Source organism: Bradyrhizobium sp. (assembly GCF_022844465.1).
In the GTDB taxonomy this organism is placed as follows: Bacteria; Pseudomonadota; Alphaproteobacteria; order Rhizobiales; family Xanthobacteraceae; genus Bradyrhizobium.
Genome location: NZ_JALHLP010000023.1, coordinates 21,202 through 39,379, shown reverse-complemented (window position 1 = coordinate 39,379; position 18,178 = coordinate 21,202). Strand labels below are relative to the sequence as shown.

The following is an 18,178-nucleotide window of genomic DNA, read 5'->3' as shown; positions in this document are numbered from 1 at the left end:
GCGCCTGCGCAAGTCAGCGATGCGACAGCAAGGAAGGAGGCCAAGGCAATGAGGCGGCGGGTTTGCAAATGAAGGGCTCCAAAACAGATCGATAGTTGATTTCTCAATTCTATCGAGCCGGCAGGCCGGGCGCCACCTGAATACTCCAGAACGTGTCCGGCAGGGTCGGCGACTCCGCACCGGATAGTCTCGGCCTCGCCAAGCTCTCTCATCTTGTCGTGGCTTGCCTGCGATGGTTTGATGCGGAGACGACGCGATATCCATCTCGATCTAATCACATTTGAGAGCCGCTTCACTTCAACACAAGAGGATCTGATGACCGGACATCCGGCGCCGTTGAGCGAAACGCAGACCGCGGATGCGGGATTGCGAGCCAGGGCCCAGCGCGTGGTTCCCGGCGGCATGTGGGGTCATCTGAACGCCGCGCGGCTTCCAGAGGGCTACCCGCAGTTCTTTGCATCTGCGGAGGGCTGCCGGGTCCGCGACGTCGATGGGCGCGAGTACATCGACTTCATGTGCAGCTGGGGGCCGATCCTGCTTGGCCATCGCCATCCCGAGGTTGAGGCTGCTGCGATGGCGCAGGCCGCCAGAGGCGACTGTCTCAACGGCCCGGGCGAGGTCATGGTCGAGCTTGCCGAGGACTTCGTCGCCCTGGTGCCGCACGCGGATTGGGCGATGTTTCAGAAGAACGGCAGCGATGCGACGACGAGTTGCGTGACGATCGCTCGCGCGCATACCGGAAGGCGCAAGGTGCTGGTCGCCCGCGGCAGCTATCACGGGGCGCTGCCGTGGTGCTCGCCGAGCGTTGTCGGGATCACCAGTGAGGACCGCGCGCATCTCCTGCATTTCGAATACAACGACGTCGAGAGCCTGCGGGCCGCGGTTGACCAAGCCGGTCAAGACGTCGCTGCTGTATTGGTGACGGCTTTTCGTCACGATATGGGCCGCGATCTCGAACTGCCGACCAGGGAATTCGCGCAGGCGGCGCGTGCGGCGTGCGTCCGCGCCGGCGCCGCACTGATCATCGACGAGGTGCGAGCCGGCTTGCGCCTCGATGTCAGGGGAAGCTGGGAGGCGCTTGGCGTGCGTCCGGATCTGTCGGCATGGAGCAAGGCGATTGCGAACGGTCATGCGCTGGCTGCCGTGACAGGCAATGACCAGTTCCGCGAAGCCGCTTCCAGGGTGTTCGTCACCGGCTCGTTCTGGTGTGGCGCGGTAGCAATGGCGGCCGCGCGCGCGACGCTGCGGATCGCGCGTGAGACGGATGTACCCGGGCATATCCGCGCGATGGGCTTGCGGCTGCGCGAGGGGCTGGCGTTGCTGGCGAACCGGAATGGCGTCGCGATCCGCCAGAGCGGTCCGCCACAGATGCCGCTGATGCTGTTCGACGCCGACCCCGAGGCGAGGAAAGGGCGGGTGTTCTGCTCGACGGCCCTTCGGCACGGCGCGTTCTTCCATCCCCAGCACAACATGTTCCTGTCTGCGGCACATCGGAGCGCCGACATCGACGAAGCCCTTGAAGCGGCATCGCATGGCTTCAGGGCCGTCCGCGAACTGGGCGGATAAAATCGGGTCAGCACCCGCCAACGGGGTCTCTGCCCGAGCAATCAAGGTTGCAGTCGGAATCCCGGCAGGTCCAGGTTCGGGTCTTGGTGGCGTTCGCATAGAAGCAGGCGCCGATGCACTCCCGCGCAGTGCCGCGAAATCGCGTGAATGAATTGGCTACGCCGAGAATGCCATTTTCCACCTTTGTTGTGGTCTTGACGCGTCCGATTTCCGGAACGGTCACTTCCACCTCGGCGCGGGCGTCGACCGCAATCGAGATTCCGAGCGTCACCAGCACGCAGGCGATGGTTCTCATCAATTTGTCCTCCTGGTTCGCTTTCCTTCTTCTACCTGGCGCGTTCCCCGTCAACTTGACCGCTCGCCGGCTTTCGGGTTGCATTTCAGTTGCACGGAGTGCTCCGGGACGATCATGGCCAAGACGATTACGCTGAACGCGAACCTGAGGTGGCCCGACGTCAAGAACGACTATGTTCTTCGGTATGACGGGCATGCGATCGGGCACATACGGCTGGTCAACGGTGGCTGGGAATGGAAGATAACGGTTGCCATGGCGATGCCACCGTGGGCCGAGGGAGTTTCAGACAGCCTGGATGGATCCAAGCGGGCCTTTGCTGCGGCCTGGGGAAGATTGTTGAAGGAAACCAGCCCCGAGCGGATTGAGCGTGCGTGGGAGCTTGAACGTGCTGCGGAAACCCGGCAGCTGCGAATGGAATCGGTCAAGAAGGATACGGCGTAGATCAGGCGTGCCAGGATATTGATACTGCCCTTCAGCGCATGGAGGGCGCGCCGGCCGTTCAAGATGCCGGCGCCGGGCTGCGCAGCGAAGCCGAGGTTTGGATGGCGACTATTATTGCAATCGTTCAAGCTGACGGCGAAGGCGGATACACGGCCTCCACCCCCGACTTTCCGCAATGCTTGGCGTCTTCGCATACGATCGACGGCGTCATCAAGAAGCTGCGGGAATCATTGCTGCTTCGGATCGAGCAACTGCTGGAAACCGGCGAGACGATCCCGGTTCCGACGCCGATGGACGCGATCCGGCGCCAGGACTCCTCGGTGATGGCCGCGATCGAGATATCCGATGACATTGGGATCCGGCAGGTTGAGATCGCGATTCCCGCATTGTCGCTGGCCAGGGTTGAGAGCTTTGCCAGCCGCCGCGGACTTCCGCTCGGGACACTCCTGGTCCAGGCGGTCGACCGTTGGGCGATGCAGGAAGCCGGGTGGCGCGAGAGGCGTGGCGCAGTGCCCGATGGTCCGACCCTGTTCGACTTCAGCACTCCGGCAGAGTTGCGAGTGGAGGCGGTGGCCGCTGAATTCAGCCCGGCTCCGCAGGGGAGCGACGGTGATGACGCGTTTGCGGCTGCGGGCCTGGCGGGCAGCATCACGGCGGAACTGGCCCGGCTGCTTGAAACGACCCAATCAGACCCCGGCAGCGATCTTGAGGAGAGCACGGCGGAGACACGCGGGGTAGCGCGGCCAGCGGGGTCTTGATTGGGGGCAAGGCCTTTGTCAGTGTTTGCATCGGATTTTCTGCAAGGGAAGGAGGCATTCATGCAACGAACCAGGCTTGCAATGGTCACGGGCGCCTTTTCGCTGGTGCTCTTGTCGAGCAGCAGTGCGCAATCCGGTCCGTATCCATTCGGGGATGCGCCGTACCGGCTGAACTGGGGGCCAGATCCCGCGATCGAATCAGGGTGCCTGAAGTGGAACTGGCAACAGCACCACTGGAGTGATCACTGTCCGCGGTACTTCAATCCGAAGGCGTACATGTACCCGCGTTCGCCGCGGGTGGTCTTGCGGACGAAGGGATAGCCCAGTCCGCACGACGCAAGAAGTTTCTCGGAAGTACCTCGTCCTGCTCAGGAACCCAGGATCGTGCAGGCGATCTGGCTGTGCTTTCCGAAGCTGAGCAGCGCGTTCTCGCCGAAACCATCCAGCCAAACGCCGCGGCCGGCGTAACGATAGCCGACGCCCATTGGAATCATACGAACGTGCATGCCGCCGCCGCGGCCGGTATGCAGCGAGGCGGTGACGACCTCGCCGACGACGCTGACGGCGATCGGGCAGAGCGGATATTGCCTGCCGTTCTCGCAAGTGAATACGATTTCAGAGCAATTACCGATTGCCGCGGGTCCGGATGTCATCAAACCGAGGTCGGCCGCGCGGGACGGGAGCACGCCGACGCAGGCGGCAAACCCAAACGAAACTGCGCTCAGGATGAACTTGTGAAATGCAGCATGCATGGCGGCCTCCGAAAAACAAAAATGAAACCGAAGAAGAGCAAGAATTAGCCTTAGCGTCAAACAGGCGATCCCTCGGTCCACCGCCGTCGGGGAACTGCTCGAACCATCGGCTATATCTTTTGCTGCCCGATGCCGCCGGCCACGTTCACGGTGATCTTCTGGATCTCCGTGCGCCCGCCGGCGAATTTGACCTCGATGGTCAGGACGTCGTTGCCGAGGAAGTCTGCGGTCGACTTGTAGAATGCAATGTATGCCGGCACTTCCAGCGCAAGGCAGTCCTTGTAGTTGGTCGCCTTCACTTTCGCGCTCTTGACCACGACCTTGCCCGAGGCGGGCGGGCTGACCAGCCGAATCGTTGGCAACGGCCCCGATGTGCAGTCGGGCTGGACGTTGACGTACACGCCGATCTGGGTGTCCCGGTTTGGAGCGGACTTGACAGTTCGCTCGACCGTCCGGGATGGCTCCTGGGCCAGCGCCGGGCTTGCGACGCCGGCCAGGATGATTGCGGCAGCGGCAGAAAATAGCTTCATCTGATGTCCCCTGACCGCGCGCCCCGGGCAAAACCCGCTGCAAATCCCTCATTTCAGAGCGGTTTTCAAAGCGGTCCGCAACCGTCCCGAGTTTACCACAGTAGGGCAAAATTCGAGGGTTAACCACTTGATTTTGTTGACCCTCAATACGGTTACCAATAGCCTAATGTATCAAATGATCGGAATAATCTTTGCAAGCTTGAATCAAACGACCGCGAATCAAGCCATCTTGAATTGAATCAAACCAAGCATTTGGCGGAGCATTGATATGAACGCGCAGTTCCAGGTTGCCCAGCTCGCGGGCTCGTCGACCTCCGCCAATAACGCCGCACCGACGAGGGTATTCAGGCTGACCAAGCCGATGGGCGACCAGGCCGTGGTCGTCAATCTCGGATACGACCAGAAGGTGAAGCTCGACTTCTCGGGGATCGCCAACGAAAAGATCACGCTGGTCCGCGTCGGCGAGAAGCTGATCATCCTGTTCGAGAACAAATCGACGGTGACGGTCGAGCCCATCTTCGATTCGCGACACGATTCCCTGAACAACCTGACGATTGAAGTGGCGCCGGGACGCACCGTGACGGTGAACGAGTTCGCCAGCCTGTTCCCGATCACCACAGACCAGTCGGTGCTGCCGGCGGCCGGCGAGGGCGGCGGCAACGGCAACGCGCAAGGCAGCGGCGGAAACTTCCGGAGCAGCTCCGTCGATCCGCTCAACACCGGCGACCCGCTGGACCTGCTGGGGCCGGAGGCGCTCGGTAATTTTGCGCTCACGCCGGAAACGTTCGCGGGGGTGCCATTCAGCGCGAGCGCGACTGTCGCGAGTTTCACGCTCTCGGGCGAATTGCTGATTCATGACGAGACGCTCGGCGTTCAACTCACCGCCAACGACCAGAGCAATCCGCTGTTGCCCGCGGTTTTCCAGCAGACCGGATTGATTGGATGGGCCGAGAGTTCGGCCTCGCAAATCGCGAGCGCGACGATCGATTTCGGCAGCAATGGCCCGGGAACGGTGGCCTATTTTCTCACCACGTCGTCGGGCAGTGCGTTCGCCGGCGTCGATTCCGGACTGCAGGCAACCGCGACCGGCAACACGATCTTCCTGTTCACCGAAGGCGATATCGTCGTCGCCCGCGAGGGCATCGGCGCGTCACCAGACGCGAACGGCGCGATCGCGTTCGAACTTTATCTCGATCCGGTCACGCTCAAGCTGAGCGTCGCGCAATACGCGGCCGTTCAGCACGGCAATGCGCTCGATGCAAACGACCAGACCGAACTCGCGGACGTTGTTTTCGTGCAGCAGGTGGTTACGGATGGCATTGGCAATGTCGTGACAGCGGTGTCCGGCAGTGCGGTCGGTGTCGCGTTCGACGACGACGGTCCAGCGATCCAGGTTTCGCTAAGGCAGTATGAATATGAGTATGAGTATGAGTATGAATATGAATATGAGTATGAGTATGAGGGAGATGGATACGCCTTCCTCAGTCCGCTGGTGCTCGATGAATCCATCGGTAATGATCCGCAGGGGGTTTTTCCGGCCGGTGCTGACGACGATGTTCTTGGCAATACGGTGCCGGACCCGACCGGCACCAACCCGATCGGCGAACTGAAGACGTGGCAGGGCGAACTGGGGGCGCTGTTCAGCGTCGTCAAGGATCCCGGAACCGACGGCGAGAAATCGACCACCTATCAGTTCAGCTTTACGTTGACGGGCGGCTCCGGCCCGTCGGGCGGCGTCGCCACCTCGCTGGAGGTGACCGATCCCAACGACGTCTATGACGACGCCACGATCTATCTGTTCCAGGTCAGCGCCACCGAGATCGTCGGCCGGGTCGGCAATGGCAATACTAACCTATATCCGATCGCGATCCGCATCACCCTTGCCAACCCCCTGAGCCTGTCGGACGGCCAGCTCGTGGTCGACCAGTACATGGCGATCGACCATGGCCAGGACGGCAACAATTTCGATTCGAACAGCCCGCTCACGCTGCTTAGCATCAACGAGGGCGAGAGCGAGATCGTATTCCGAAGTCTCGGCATCACGCTGACGGCGACGATCACCGACCGCGACAACGACACCGCGACCGACTCGGAGACGATCGAGATCGCCGGCAACGAGACTTCCAAGATCAGCTTCCAGGATGATGGCCCGGTGCTGGCTGCCACGGCCTCCGAGACCGCGGTCACCGGTTCCGTGGAAGAAGACGGGATGACTCTGCCTTCCGCTGCGAATGAGGGCACCAACAACAACCCCGACACGCAGGACGGCAACAAGCAGGCCGGCGATAGCAGCACCGATGACCAAGCCCTGGGTTTGGCCGGCTCGCTGGGCCCGCTCGTTGACTTCGGCTCCGATGGTCCTGCGGCCAATGGTGGGTTCAGCATCACCACGACGCAACTCGGCTTGTTGCCGACACTCTATTCGGGCGGTCAGCCTGTGGTTTATTCGTCGGATGGCACGGCGCTGACGGCGAAGAACAGCGTCGGACAGGTCGTGTTCACGCTGACGGTAAATGCCAACGGCAGCTGGAATTTCGACCTCGATGGGCAACTCGATCACGTCGATGACGCGCCGAACGCCGAAAATTTCGATCTGCGAACCAATGCGTCCGGCACGAACTCGACGCCGAGCATCGACTTCTCGTCGATCATCGTCGCCACCGACGGCGATGGCGACTCGATCACCGGCCTTGCTCCCGGCAGGTTCCAAATCACCATTCAGGACGACATCCCGACCATCGTGCCGCCGGTCAGCGCCGGTCTGGGCCCGAACCTGATCTTCAACGGCAGCTTTGAAGACATCACACCCAATGTGCCGCTGGCTGACGGCAATTTCGGCCTCTACAGCTCGATTGCCGGGTGGCAGGCCGGCGACAGCACGCCGTTCGAACTGCAGCGCGGCAACATCGGCGGCCTGGCGCCGTTCGACGGCACCATCAAGGTCGAGCTCGACGGCGATACGGCCGACGATCCAGGCAACGGCAACGGCGTGCCCATCGCCAACACCCACGCCACCATTCAGCAGACGATCGCGACCGTTTCCGGCCAAGCCTACCAGCTGACCTTCTACTATTCGCCCCGCGGGAATGACGGCGAGGGCGATAGTAGCGGCATGCAGGTGCTGTGGAATGGAACCGTCGTGCACACGCTCGACGGGGCTACCCCAGGATGGCAGCAGATCGCGCTCACCGTCACCGGGACGGGTAGCGACACGCTGGCGTTCCGCGGCTTTGGCGATGGCGAGCAGAACGAACTCGGTGCCTACCTCGATCAGGTCAGCCTGCAATCGATTGGCGCCACGGTTGTCGACGAAGACGGGCTGCCTGCCGGCAACCACGACTTTGCGGCTGGCGACGACCAGGGCCAGATCACGGACGACGTCCCGCTCTCGCTACCCGCCAACGAAGCCACTGCGAGCGGTGCTCTCGGCATCATCTGGGGAACTGATGCGGTCGATTCGGGTCCGGCGGATAGCCATACCGGGACGCTCGGCGGCTTCGTCCAGGATACTCCCGATGGAGTGGGCGATCGCAGCGTCACTTTTGCCGGGGCAATTGCTCCGGTCGGCCTCACGTCGCATGGGGCCCAGGTCTCTTACTGGGTCTCGACCGATGGTACGTTCCTCATCGCCCACACTGGCGCGGGCGTTGTGCCGCCGACCGAACCGGCTGCGTCCAGCAGAGTCTTCGAAGTTTCGCTCTCGGACGACGGGACCGGCGCTTTCCGCTTCGTCTTGCTGGGTCAGCTCGATCACGCACCCGGCCAGGTCGAGAACAACCTGTCGCTGACGTTCGGCTACACAGCGACGGATTCAGACGGGGATTCGACCTCGGGCTCGTTCGTGATCAATGTCGATGACGATATGCCGAAGGCTGTCAGTGCGACGAACAGGGCCGTCGACGAGGACGATCTGACTGGTATAGGACATCCCGGCAACAGCGACGTCGCGGCGGGTGACAACCTTGCCGATCCGTCGGTGGTTGCCGTCAGCGGCAGCTTCGGCATCAACTTCGGCGCCGATGGTCCTGCAACGAACAACGCGATCTCGGGCGTCACCTTTACTCCGGCTGTGACGTCCGACGGACTCCTGGTCTCGATGTTCCTCGATTCCGGAATCTGGTACGGTCGCGCAGGCGGTGTCGGCGGAGACAACGTCTTCTCGCTGGCCTTCAATACGAGCACCGGTCAGTACACCTTCACGCTGCTCGACAACCTCGATCACCCGGTGACCGGCACCGAGGACAACATCGTCCTCAACTTCAGCTTCACCGCCACCGACTTTGACGGCGACACGGCGACCGGCTCGTTCTCGATCGACGTCGACGATGACATGCCGGTGACAACTTCCGGCGGAAATCTGCTGGTCAACGGCGACTTTGTCGGCGGCACCTTCAACGGCGAGGGTGATTTCCCGATACCGGGGGGATGGGGCGAAAACGGTCACGGCGGCATCGACACCAACGGCATTGAGGGTTGGACGGTTACGGGTGGCCAGATCGAGCGCGTCGGCAATAACTATCTCGGCATGACGACGTCGAACGGAAACCCCATGATCGACATGGCGGCTTCCCCCGGCAACAACGCGATCGCGCAAACGATCAGCGGTCTGGCTGCCGGCGACTACGTTATCCAGTTCGAAGCCGGCACGCCGGTCACTGGCACCGCGCTGCTCGAAGTGGTCTGGAACGGCGTCGTCGTCGCGACCATCAATCCGCCCGTCGATTCGATGGTGCCCTTCAATCTTTCGGTTGTCGCAGTCGCCGGTGCGAATACGCTTGCCTTCCGCGAAATCGGCGACAGCAGCGCTGTTGCGGTTCCGGAAGGAGGCACGCACGGCCATCACGGCACGTATCTCGCCAATATCGGCCTCGTTCAGGTCGCGACAGTCGACGAGGACGGGTTGACCCTTGCCAACAGCTTCGGCAATTCCGTCGGCGTCGGCAACAGCACGCAGATCGGTGATGCGCCGACCAATTCGCCAACCGTAACCCAGTCGCTCGGCATCCAGTGGGGCGCCGACAACAATGACGACGCCACAGATCTAGCCGGAATCCAGGACGCACCGAGCGGCACCGGCGACCGCAGCCTGACTTTCACGAACGCCCTCGTCACGATTGGTGGCGTAGCTTCGCTCACCTCGAACGGCGACGCCGTCAGCTATCAGGTCGTCGATAACGGCACGCGCCTTGTCGGCTACGTCAACGCGGGCGCTGCTGGTTACACCGCCGGCGAACGGTTGGTTTTTGAAATCACGCTCTCGGACGACGGATCGGGCTCCTATACCTTCACGCTGCGCGACCAGCTTGACCACGCGCCCGGAGCGAACGAGAACGATATCCTGCTATCTTTCAATTACACCGCCGGGGATTCCGACGGCGACACTGCTACCGGGAGCTTCGTTGTCAGTGTCGATGACGACATGCCGATCATCGCTGCGTCCGATGAATGCGCTGAAGTCTCGGTCAGTTATACCGGCGTTATCGCCGGCAATGTCGAGGAGCGAGGCATCAACGGCACGGACGACCGCGATTTGCTGTTGACTGCCCTAGGCTTCATTCAGGGCAACGGCGCGCCCGACAACGACGTCAACACTGCGAGCGATATCGGTGTCGGCAATCAGCACATAGACGGTCAAGACGGGCCGATACCGGCAGAGCTGCTCCGGATTGATTTCGTCAACGCGGTTCAGATCGGCCCGACGAGTCACGGCGGGCATTACGATGTCGAAGCCGCGTCGTTCACGATCGCCCAGGTCAAGGGCAATCCGGGAGATACGGCGACGGTTTTCGTTCAGGTGTTCGATGCTAACGATGATCTGAACTTCAACAACGACAGCCTGCTGCCGATCACGTTAGCCGATGTCACCGTCGCCAATAACGGCGGCGATCCCTTCCTGCTGACGCCTGTCCATGTGGGCGCGACTCTTGTCGGCGTTGTCGTCTCCGGCCTGAACGACGGCGCAGTGGTGACCGTGAATACGGCTGATGACTTCGACCGGCTTGTGGTGTCGAACTATGACGGCGTGACCGTCAACACCTCGCCGTCTGGCGATCCGGTAACCTTCACCGGTGCCGACGACAACGACGTTCCTCTGGGCGGGTCACCGTTTGCCATTGGCGGCATCTCGTCGATCGTTTGCGAGCCGGTCACGCTGACCGTCACGCACGACGAAAGCGTCGGCTTTACACCTCAGTCAGGCTCAAATCCGGAAAACGACGTCAGTCCTGCCAGCGCGCCTGTTGCGCTAACCGGCGCCATTGTGACTGCGGCTGTTTCGTTTGCGGCCGGATTCCCTGGCTTTGCGGTATCGTCTGGGTCCGCTGCAGCGTTGTTCGTGGCACAGCCGGGCGCAGACGAACCGGCCAACATTGGTTATCAGCTATCGACTTCGACGATTGGCGGCCTGTTCACAGGCCAGGATTCCGGCCTCAACACCACGGTCGGCAATGACGACGTCCATCTGTTCTCCGATCCTAACGATCCGAGCATCGTCTGGGGTGTCGACAGCACCGATTTTGCGACCGGGCAGAAGGTCTTTGCACTTCATCTCGATGGCGACGGTAAGCTCTGGATCGCGCAGTTCCAGCCGATCGCGCATGATGTGGATGGATCATCGGCGGCGGCCTACGACGATATCGTTTCGATCACCAGCGGCCTCCTTTACGTCACCGGCACCATCACCGACGCAGACGGCGATCAGGCAATCGCCGTCTCACCGGCTGGCCTCAATATCCGCTTCCAGGATGACGGCCCGCTCGCCGTCAACGATTTCGATTCCGCCAATGGCGCCGCTCTCACCGCCACCGGCAACGTCATCACCGGCGTGGATATAGCCGCTGGCTTCGACGCCAATTCGACCGACGGCAGCGCCGACACCGAGGGCACCGACGGCGCAAAGATCACCGAGGTTGCCGGCGTCACGACCGACACCACCCCGGACGGCTCGCAGAATTTCCAGGTTACCGGCCAGTACGGTACCCTCGTCATCAACGAGAACGGCGACTACACCTACTCCCGCTTCGACGGTTCGCCAGTGGTCGGCAACGACGTGTTCACGTACACGCTGACCGATGGCGACGGCGATTTCTCGACCGCGCAACTGACCATCAGTATTTCCGACAGTGGGCCTTCGGTGGTGTCGACGACGGGCCTTGCGGTGGACGAGGACGGGTTTGTGCTGACGCGCAACCTGGACGAGGTACCGGCGGCTTCGAACGAGACTGACTCGACCGAGAGCCTGACGGACACGACGGGCGTGGCCAAGGTGACGTTCGGCAACGACGTGCCGGTCGATCTGCTGGCGTCGATCAAGCTGGTCGACACCGCGGGGCTGGACACGCAGCTGACGACGCTGGCGGGCAATCCGGTGCTGTTCGCGCTGGAAGGGGCCACCGGCGACCTGGTCGGCAAGGACGGGCTCACGGAAGTGATCCGCATCCACATCACCGGGGCGAGCGTGACCGACGTCGCGACCGGCGAGGTGAGCTACACCTATTCGACGACGCTGTCGCAGCCGGTGAAGCACGCTGCGCTGGACGGCGTTGCGGGCGACAACAGCGAGAACAATGCGGTATTGACCGGCGTCACCTTCGAGGTGACGGACAAGGACACCGACACCACCCAGGGCAGCTTCAGCGTCACCATCGTCGACGACGTGCCGAGCGCGGTTGCGGACGGTCCGGTCACGCCGGCGGAAGACACGGCGATCACTTTCAGCGTGGTCGGCAATGACGTGTTCGGCGCCGACGGCGTCGACCTGGTGACGGGGATTGTGAAGGCGACCGACCCGACGAAGGGGACGGTGGCCTACAACAACGACGGCACCTTCACCTACACGCCGACGGCGGGCCAGACCGGTTCTGACAGCTTCACCTACACCATCGCCGACAAGGACGGCGACAGCTCGTCGGCGACGGTGTCGATCACGCTGGCGGCGGATTCGACGCCATCGGTGGTGTCGACGACGGGCCTCGTGGTTGACGAGGACGGGTTTGTGCTGACGCGCAACCTGGACGAGGTGCCGGCAGCTTCGAACGAGACCGACTCGACCGAGAGCCTGACGGACACGACGGGCGTGGCCAAGGTGACGTTCGGCAACGACGTGCCGGTCGATTTGCCGGCGTCGATCAAGCTGGTCGACACCGCGGGGCTGGACACGCAGCTGACGACGCTGGCGGGCAATCCGGTGCTGTTCGCGCTGGAAGTCGGCACCGGCGATCTGGTCGGCAAGGACGGGCTCACGGAAGTGATCCGCATCCACATCACCGGGGCGAGCGTGACCGACGTCGCGACCGGCGAGGTGAGCTACACCTATTCGACGATGCTGTCGCAGCCGGTGAAGCACGCTGCGCTGGACGGCGTTGCGGGCGACAACAGCGAGAACAATGCGGTATTGACCGGCGTCACCTTTGAGGTGACGGACAAGGACACCGACACCACCCAGGGCAGCTTCAGCGTTACCATCGTCGACGACGTGCCGAGCGCGGTTGCCGGGGCTACGCTGTCGGTGATCGAAACCGACGGGGCGACCTCTGGAATCAATCTGCTTGCCAATGACAGCCAAGGTGCCGACGGCGCGACGGTGACGGCGGTCGACTTTGGACTCGGCGGCGGATTCCAGGCGATCGAAGCCAGCGGGACGACGACGCTGTCGAACGCCAATGGCACGTACACATTCATGGCTGACGGCACCTGGACGTTCGATCCCTTGGTGAATGCGAGCAATTCCAACACGGCCGGAAACTTTACCTACCGGATCACCGATGGCGACGGCGACAGTTCGACGGCGACACAAGCGGTCGAAATCACCAACGCCAACACGCTACCGACCGCCGGAAGCACCCAGGGTTCAGTCGATGACGAAGGCCTTCCGAATGGGATCGCCGGCAGCACGTTCGGCGACGACCTGGTTCTGGAGCCCATCACGGCCAGCGGTACCCTGCCGCACGACTACAAAGCCGACGGCAAGGCGCTTTCGGATCCGATCAACTTCCTGCCGATGAATGGCACGTCGGGCCTGGTCGGCACCGAGACGGTCGATTATAGCTGGGACGCTGGCAGCAACACGCTGACCGCATCGTCGGTGGGGCGTGGCGCGATCTTCACCGTTGTCGTGGACGGCGGCTCGGATGCGACCGGTGCCGGCAACTATGTCTTCACGCTGCTGAAGCCGGTTCTTCACAGTCCCGGCAACAACGAGAACGATGCGACCGTCAACCTGACCTACCAGGTCAGGGATGCAACGCTGCCTAGCGCCGACACGGCTACCGGCACACTTTCCATCACCATCGATGACGATATCCCCGTCGCCGCGCCGATCCCCAGGACCGTGGTCGAAGGGTCATCGGACACCAACATCCTGCTGATCCTCGACCGTTCGGGAAGCATGGGTTTCGATTCCGGAGTAACCGGCTTTGCAACGCGCCTCGACTTGCTCAAGGCGGCTGCCAACAACCTGCTGGATCAATACGACGCCGCCGGCGACGTGAAAGTCCAGATCATTCGGTTCAACGACAGCGCGCAGAAGCAGGGCAGCGTGTGGCTGTCCGTGACGGATGCAAAAACCTACATCAACGGCCTGACCGCGAACGACGGCACGGACTACGACGATGCAACGGCGCTTGCGCCGGATGCGTTCGACGATCCGGGCAAGCTGACGTCGCCCGGCGTACGCAACGTCTCCTACTTCATCTCGGACGGGCAACCGAGTCCGATCGAAGGTCAAGTGTCCGGCGCCGAGCTGGACAGCTGGCTCAACTTCGTCAACGCCAACGAGATCGTATCGTTCGCGGTCGGGCTTGGAGCTTCCGCGCCGGATACCTACCTCGATCCGCTTGCCTATGACGGTCGCGGCACGGGCACCGATACGGAGGCCCTGATCGTCACCGACCTCAACCAGCTCCAGGCGACGCTGGTCGGTACGGTCATTCCGTCCATCACCGGTTCGGTGATCGATGGCCTCATTCCGACCTCGTTCGGCGCCGACGGCGGCTATGTGAAGTCGATCGAAATCGGCGGCAAGACCTATACTTACGATCCCGTGACCGATGCGATCACCACGACGGGTGCGGGCACAACCAACAAGCTGACGATCACGTTCACCGGCAGCGCCGGCGAAAGCTTCGTCATCGACCTCGACGACGGTACGTATGAGTATACGCCGCCAACCAGCATCGTGGCCGACTTCAGCCGTCCCTTCACCTACACCCTGACGGACAACGATGGCGACACGGCAGCCTCCACGCTGACGATCAACATCGACAACGTGAACGGCGCGCCTGTTCTTGACGCCACGGATTCTCCGGTCATGGCGGCCGTTGCCGAAGACGTGCCGGCGCCGTCAGGCGCAGTCGGCACGCTCGTCTCCGCGCTGGTCGATCTGACCGGCGGCGGCGGCTTCGACAACGTGACGGATGCGGATGGTCCGGGCCTCGGCATCGCCATTACCGCCACCAACAGCACGAACGGCACCTGGTTCTACTCGACCAACAACGGCGGCGCCTGGACGGCGGTCGGCGCGGTCAGCAACGCCAGCGCGCTGCTGCTTGAGGCCGACGGCAGCACCCGGCTCTATTTCCAGCCGGCCGCCAACTTCAACGGCACGGTGACGGACGGCATCACATTCCGGGCATGGGATGAGAGCACCGGCACCGCAGGCACCAAGGTCGACACCTCGACCAACGGCGGCACATCGGCGTTCTCGAGCAACACCGATACGGCCGCCGTCACCGTCAATGCGGTGAATGATGCGCCGGTGCTGGGGCCGATTGCGGCTACGGCCGGAATCACCGAGGCGGCCAATGCCGCGGCTCAGAACATCAGCTCAATGACCGGAACGTTCTCGGTATCCGACGCAGATGTCGGAAATACGCTGACGGCATCGATCAACGGTACTCCGACGCTGGTGTGGAGCGGCGGTGCGCTCAGCTCGGTGCTGACAACCACGCAGATCAACGCGTTGACGGCTGCGCTGGTGGACGGCGAACTCGCAATTGGCGGTACCATCACGGCCAACGGCGGCGCGCAGACTATCAGCTACAATTGGGATCCCGAGGCTGCGGCTCTGGATTTTCTCGCCGCCGGTCAGACGCTGACCGTTACGTACCAGATCCAGGTTTCCGACGGGACGACGACCACGGCGACGCAGCCGCTGAGTTTCGTCATCACCGGCACAAACGACGCGCCGCTCATTACAGGCGACCGAACGGCTGTCGTTGCCGAAGGCGGTACCTACACCATCACAACCACGGATCTGAATTTCACGGATCTGGACGACGTTACAGCGGGAGTGACATTCACAGCCTCGTCGCTGACAAACGGCGTAGTTGAGGTTAACAGCGTCATCCAAAATACGTTCACTGGCACACAGTTGGCCGCCGGTCAGGTGAAATTCATCCACAACGGCTCGGAAACGAATGCAGCCTCTTTTCAGGTCAATGTTGAGGATGGCAACGAAGACGCTTCTGCGGCTGGTAATCAGCCCTTCAACTTGACCGTCACCGCCGTGAACGACCTGCCGGTGTTCAATTCCACCGGCCTGACATTGGTCAGCAATACGGGACCCGGTGCCGTCACGTTCACCGAAGCGGCCCTTTCTTCGTACTTTACCGATACAGACAACGCTACCTTGGGTATTGCCGCTGTCACGGTAGCCGCAAGCAGCCTTCAGTCGGCAGCCGGAACCAACATTGGTGCCGCCAACGTTGGGACCGTCGGCACAATCACCATTGATGATGATTCATCACTTGGCGGCTCGTTCACGATGACCGCAACCGACGGGACGGCAAGCAGCACGCCTCCGACAACCGTCAATTTCGTCAACAACACCACGGACACAACTTCGTTAAATGCCGCCGCCAACGGCGATTCGATCATCGTCAACGCTCAGACTGCCGCATCGATGATGACAGGCGGAGCAGGTAAAGACTACATAATCGGCAATACGGGCACCGACACAATTGCCGGCGGTGCGAATGACGACGTTCTCGTTGGCGGAGCCGGCAACGATACCTACATCTTCGGGCTGACCGACGGCGTTGATACGATCAATGAAATCGGGGCGGCCAGTTCGGGTGATGCGATCTTCATTGACTCGAACAGCGCAACGCTAACGTCGCTGAGCGGTCTCGATAATGATAATGGCAACAGCGATGGTGACCTGATCATTGGCGTCAATGGACAGCAGATCCGTATCGTCGACCACTACAACAATGTCAGCAACGCTGCGGAAACCATCTCGTTTGATGGCGCAACCTTCAAGGGTTACAATCTCGGCGGCGGGACCTATACGATCAGTACGGACGACAGTGGTACGCGCAGCGGCACTTCGGGTAACGACCTGATTGCGGCTGAGGCCGACGGAGACAGCCTGAGCGGTGGCGCGGGCAATGACATTCTCCTAGGAAATGACTTTGCCGACACACTGACTGGCGGTACCGGCTCCGATCTACTCGTTGGCGGCGCCGGAACTGATGACTTTGGTTTCGCCGCCGGGGATAGCCAGTTGTCGATCACCGGCTCGGGAACGAATGGCGTTGTCTCCGGCTACGATGTAATTACCGATTTCGCACCAGGCGCAACGGCGGCGACAAGCGAGAGGATTGTCTTCCCCAACGTAGCCGTCGCTGGGAATACGACGCCTGTCGGTACCACGACGACGAATTCAACGTTGTTGTTGAACACAGGTTTTGCTGTTGCTTCTCATAGTATTTCCAGCGGAATCATAACGTTCGATGACACATCGCCGGGTGGGGCCGGCGCAAGCTTTGGTACCGCCGTTGGCTTGACGACGCTGGCCGATGTGGCTGCGGTTGTTCAATATCTCCAGGCAAACGACATCGGCGCCACCGGTACAGCGGTTGCGTTTGAAGCTACAATTGGGGGTGTGAACCATACCTACATCTACATTCAAGGCACGGATGACGGATCGAGCAACAATGCCGATGCGCTGATTGACCTCGTCGGCGTGAACGCCACGAGCATTTCGGAACCGACCGCGGATGAGATCGCTGTGGTTGGCACTTCTGTCGCCGACCCCATCGTCCTCGATCTCGACCATAACGGCATTTCCTTCAGCTCCCTTGAGAACGGTGTCACCTTCGACATCAACGCCGATGGCGCAACGGACCAGGTCGCCTGGACCGCCAATGGCGGCGACGGCATTCTCGCCCTCGACGTCAACGGCTCCGGCGTGATCGACAGCGGTAACGAGCTGTTCACGCCGACCTTCAACGGCGGGCGCTACGCCGACGGCGTCGCTGCGCTTACCAGCCTCGACGGCAACCACGACGGCGTCATCGACAGCCAGGATCAGGCGTTCGGCGACCTCGTGGTCTGGCAGGATGCCAACCATAACGGTGTCAGCGAGACGGGCGAGCTGACCAAACTTGGTGATCTCGGCATCACCAGCATCAGCCTGACGACGACTTCGGGCGGCGCGCCCATTGATGGGCAGACCATCGCAGGCACCGGAAGCTTCACATACGCCGATGGCTCCACCGGCATCTTCGTCGAGGTCGATCTCGATGCCTCGCTGGGCGTGCCCCCGATCACCGAAGCCGCGGCTGCAGAAATTGTCGCAGACTTCGATCTCGATAGCGGCAATGTCGACCTCAGCGCGCTCTCCGGCGGTGAGGGGGAGCAAGCTCCGGTACCGCCGCAGGGCCTTGAGGCCCATGCGCTGGAGGCGGATGCCGGCGCGACGGTGCCGGCGGCAATCACCATCATGCACGAGCAGGCGGCTCTCGCCATGCAACTGGCGGCGTCCTAGCGCCCAGCAATACCTAAGCGAGAAAAACCCGCCGGAATCATCCGGCGGGCTTTTTCGTGGCGCTGACG

At 62.0% G+C, this 18,178-nt stretch carries 7 protein-coding genes; 4 read left to right on the top strand and 3 right to left on the bottom strand.

Annotated elements, in window-relative coordinates:
* The first annotated feature begins 315 nt into the window (after positions 1–315).
* A complete protein-coding gene (locus Q0D31_RS22265; RefSeq protein ID WP_291856134.1) occupies positions 316–1,566 on the top strand; it encodes an aminotransferase class III-fold pyridoxal phosphate-dependent enzyme in 1,251 nt (416 codons plus the stop codon).
* A 7-nt stretch (positions 1,567–1,573) separates the two neighbouring features.
* On the opposite strand, the gene Q0D31_RS22260 is transcribed toward Q0D31_RS22265, so the two are convergent.
* Positions 1,574–1,861 (bottom strand): hypothetical protein, encoded by a 288-nt coding sequence (locus Q0D31_RS22260; RefSeq protein WP_291856132.1) that lies wholly within the window; start codon positions 1,859–1,861, stop codon positions 1,574–1,576.
* 114 nt (positions 1,862–1,975) lie between these two features.
* Here Q0D31_RS22260 and Q0D31_RS22255 point away from each other — a divergent pair, with 114 nt between their 5' ends.
* Complete coding sequence (locus Q0D31_RS22255) at positions 1,976–2,302, top strand: hypothetical protein (protein ID WP_291856130.1); 327 nt, start codon at positions 1,976–1,978, stop codon at positions 2,300–2,302.
* A gap of 38 nt (positions 2,303–2,340) precedes the next feature.
* Positions 2,341–3,060, top strand: coding sequence for a type II toxin-antitoxin system HicB family antitoxin (locus tag Q0D31_RS22250; RefSeq protein ID WP_291856128.1), 720 nt, complete (start codon positions 2,341–2,343; stop codon positions 3,058–3,060).
* A gap of 368 nt (positions 3,061–3,428) precedes the next feature.
* Here Q0D31_RS22250 and Q0D31_RS22245 read toward each other — a convergent pair whose 3' ends face one another.
* Both Q0D31_RS22245 and Q0D31_RS22240 read right to left on the bottom strand, forming a co-directional pair.
* Entirely contained in the window at positions 3,429–3,812 is a 384-nt protein-coding gene (locus tag Q0D31_RS22245; RefSeq protein WP_291856126.1) for a hypothetical protein, read from the bottom strand.
* Positions 3,813–3,922: 110 nt separating this feature from the next.
* Complete coding sequence (locus Q0D31_RS22240) at positions 3,923–4,342, bottom strand: hypothetical protein (RefSeq protein WP_291856124.1); 420 nt, start codon at positions 4,340–4,342, stop codon at positions 3,923–3,925.
* A gap of 268 nt (positions 4,343–4,610) precedes the next feature.
* Between Q0D31_RS22240 and Q0D31_RS22235 the strand changes: the two genes are divergently transcribed.
* The gene (locus Q0D31_RS22235; RefSeq protein WP_291856122.1) at positions 4,611–18,110 is read left to right on the top strand and encodes a DUF5801 repeats-in-toxin domain-containing protein; all 13,500 of its coding nucleotides are present in this window, start codon (positions 4,611–4,613) and stop codon (positions 18,108–18,110) included.
* Positions 18,111–18,178 lie beyond the last annotated feature (68 nt).